The organism is Aeromonas sp. QDB14 (genome assembly GCF_027707845.1).
GTDB lineage: Bacteria > Pseudomonadota > Gammaproteobacteria > Enterobacterales > Aeromonadaceae > Aeromonas > Aeromonas caviae.
Window position 1 is genome coordinate 1 of record NZ_JAPCJD010000151.1, and the last position, 3167, is coordinate 3167.

Sequence of the window (3167 nt, forward strand, 5' to 3'; positions counted from 1 at the left end):
AACGGTCTAAATAGGCTGATTCAAGGCATTTACGGGAGAAAAAATCGGCTCAAACATGAAGAAATGAAATGACTGAGCCAGCCGAGAAGAATTTCCCCGCTTATTCGCACCTTCCCTTGGCGAAGCCACGCTGCATGTTGAGGCCGTGGTCGCCGTCGCCGATGTCGGTATCCAGCGCGGTGAGGTAGTCACGCTGCTCGGTGAAGATGTGCTCGCAGTCGAGCAGCCAGTTGACGATCTGATGCTTGCTTAACATGAATATTCCTCAGCAGCCGCGCCGCAGGGCCGGGGTGTGAACGGGGGCATCCCACAGGGTCATCAGCTCGTCATCCACCTTGAGCAGGGTGATGGAGATGCCGGTCATGTCGAGGGAGGTGCAGTAGGGGCCGATGAGGTTGCGCACCAGATGAATGCCCGCCTCTTCGCACAGGGTGGCGAGGCGACCATAGACGCCGTAGAGCTCGGAGACAGGGGTGCCGCCGAGGCTGTTGACCAGGACGATGACCCTGTCACCCCCATTGAGCGGCTCGATAAAGGTGTGCTCTTCCTGCCAGCTGCCGGTGGCTCTGTCCCAGTGGCGCAGGGTGCGGCCATAGGGGCTGTTGTCGGTCAGCTCCTTGAACATGTCGTCCACCAGGGCGTTGAGGTCGGTGAAGGGACGGCGTTCGATGCCCGGCTCGCCGTGAATGCCCACGCCGAACTCCACCTCGTTGTCAGCCAGGGTGAAGGAGGGTTTGCCGGCAGCAGGCACGGTGCAGGCGTGCATGGCCACGCCTATGGTGCGGCTCTGGTTGTTGATGCGACGGGCCAACGCCTCGCAGCGCGCCAGATCGTAGCCCGCCTCGGCGGCGGCACCGACCAGCTTCTCGCACAGCACTGTCGTGGCAACCCCGCGGCGGCCAGCGGTGTAGAGGCTGTCCCTCACCGCCACGTCGTCATCGATGAGGGCGAAGCCCACCTTGACCCCGTCACCGTGCAGCAGCTCGACCGCGGTCTCGAAGTTGAGCACGTCGCCTGTGTAGTTCTTCACCAGAAACAGCACGCCGGCGCCGCCGTCGACGGCCTGACCGCACTCGTACATCTGATCCGGGGTCGGGGACGTGAAGATCTCGCCGGGGCAGGCACCATCCAGCATTCCTTTGCCCACCAGGCCACCGTGCATGGGCTCGTGGCCGCTGCCGCCACCGGAGACCAGCGCCACCTTGCCCGTCACGGGGGAATCGGCGCGGGTGATGTAGTGGGGTTCGATTCGCACCTTGAGCTCGGGGTGGGCAGCGGCCATCCCCATCAGTTGTTCACGGACCACGGCATCGACAGCGTTGATCAGCTTCTTCATGGCTCACTCCTTGGCTTGCCACCACACGGGTGGACAGATGGTTGATGCAGCCAGTCTAGCGAGCCATAGGGGGATAAAAATGACAGGGGTTTCGGTTCGGATCTGAAACAACAAACAAAGCCTGACGTTTCAATCTGAAACGAGCGGATGGGGAAGATCCGGGAAAGTGTTAGCCGCCTCACAGCCATGAAAAAGGGCCCCGCAGGGCCCTTCTCGATAGCGTGAGGATTAGATGGCCCAGCCACCGGCGTAGAAGATCACCAGGGCCACAGCGATGATGACGGTGCCGATGTTGAGCTTCTTCCACTCGGCGGCAAACAGGCGGCCGACCACCAGGGCCACGAAGCCCAGCATGATACCGGTGACGATGTTGCAGGTGAGCACGATGAAGACGGCGCACAGCATGCCGGAGAGGGCATCGACCGAGTCGTTGAAGTCCAGTTTGGTGACGTTGCCCAGCATCAGCAGGCCCACATACATCAGGGCCGGTGCGGTGGCGTAGGCCGGTACCAGATAGCTCAGCGGGGAGAGGAAGATCATCAGCAGGAAGAGCACGCCGACCAGGGTGGCGGTCAGACCTGTCTTGCCGCCGGCAGCGGTCCCTGCGGCGGATTCGATGTAGACGGCTGCCGGAGCACCACCCACCACGCCCGCCACCATGCTGCTGACGGAGTCCGCAGTCAGGGCCTTGCCACCGCTGATGATGTGACCACGCTCGTTGATGAGGCCAGCCTGACCGGCCACGGCACGGATGGTGCCGGTGGCGTCAAACACGGCGGTCATCACCAACGCCAACACGGTCGGAATCACCACCGGATTGAGGGCGCCCAGCAGATCCATGCTGCCCACCAGGGAGCCATTCTCGCCACTCAGGCTCGGCATGGCGAAGAAGCCCTGCCAGGTCACTTTCGGATCGAAGATGAGGCCGAGGATGGAGATGGCGATGATCACCATCAGGATGCCGCCCGGCACCTTGCGGCGCTCCAGACCGAAGATGGCAGCCAGCCCCAGCACCGTCATGATGACCGGGAAGGCAGTGATCTCGCCGAGCTGCACCGGCAGGCCAGCCCCTTCATTCTTGATCACCATGCCGACCCCGTTGGTGGCGATCAGCAGCAGGAACAGGCCGATACCGATGCCGGTACCGTGGGCGATGCCGGAGGGAAGGTTGTCCAGGATCCACTGGCGCACGCCGGTGACGCTGATCAGGGTGAACAGCACCCCCATCAGGAAGATGGCGCCTAGCGCGACCGGAATGCTCAGCCCCTGACCCAGCACCAGGCTGAAGGCGGTAAAGGCGGTGAGAGAGATGGCACAACCGATGGCCATCGGCAGCTTGGCCCAGAGCCCCATCAGCAGGGAGCCGAAGGCGGCGATCAGACAGGTCGCCACAAACACCGGGCCCTGCTCAAAACCGGCTGCGCCCAGCATGTTCGGCACGACGATGATGCTGTAGACCATCGCCAGGAAGGTGGTCAACCCGGCCAGCAGCTCCTGTCGCACCGTGCTGCCACGCTGGCTGATGGAGAAATAGGAATCCAGAAACCCGCCATTGCCGGCGCGGGCCGTCGTTTGTTGCGTTGCCATAGTTCATCCTGAAAGTGTGAAGGAAATCGTTTGCTTGCTGGCGCGCAAAATAGCAAGAATTTGACGAGATTGCAGCGGATAAGCCCCCATTTCCCCGAAGTTTTTCATAAAAGGGCTCGTTGGAGGCCTCATTTTCCATGAGAGAGGCCCATCCCAAGCTTCTACACTCCGGCGTTTTTCAAGATAGTTGTCGCGCAAAGCTGTTTTAAGCAGCCTCTTTTTGCTCCGGCTCGGGTTTCTCGGG

The 3167-nt window shown here is 61.8% G+C and carries 3 protein-coding genes and 1 pseudogene; all 4 read right to left on the reverse strand.

The features are described from left to right. Nucleotides 1–115 precede the first annotated feature (115 nt). Nucleotides 116–256 (reverse strand): annotated as a pseudogene (locus tag PG887_RS22010) (dihydroxyacetone kinase); the annotation flags it as partial. A 9-nt stretch (nt 257–265) separates the two neighbouring features. Then, nucleotides 266–1336, reverse strand: coding sequence for a dihydroxyacetone kinase subunit DhaK (dhaK, locus tag PG887_RS22015; RefSeq protein WP_270822917.1), 1071 nt, complete (start codon nt 1334–1336; stop codon nt 266–268). A 228-nt stretch (nt 1337–1564) separates the two neighbouring features. Further along, nucleotides 1565–2923 carry an NCS2 family permease gene (locus PG887_RS22020; RefSeq protein WP_010675944.1) on the reverse strand — a complete coding sequence of 453 codons (1359 nt, stop codon included), beginning with the start codon at nt 2921–2923 and terminating at the stop codon, nt 1565–1567. A gap of 3 nt (nt 2924–2926) precedes the next feature. Continuing rightward, nucleotides 2927–3167: hypothetical protein (locus tag PG887_RS22025; RefSeq protein ID WP_270822918.1), on the reverse strand; the 241-nt coding region annotated here is incomplete at its 5' end.

Excerpts from the sequence above, each read along its gene's own strand:
- dhaK (WP_270822917.1), bottom strand. The coding sequence starts at position 1,336 with ATGAAGAAGCTGATCAACGCTGTCGATGCCGTGGTCCGTGAACAACTG.
- PG887_RS22020 (WP_010675944.1), bottom strand. The coding sequence starts at position 2,923 with ATGGCAACGCAACAAACGACGGCCCGCGCCGGCAATGGCGGGTTTCTG.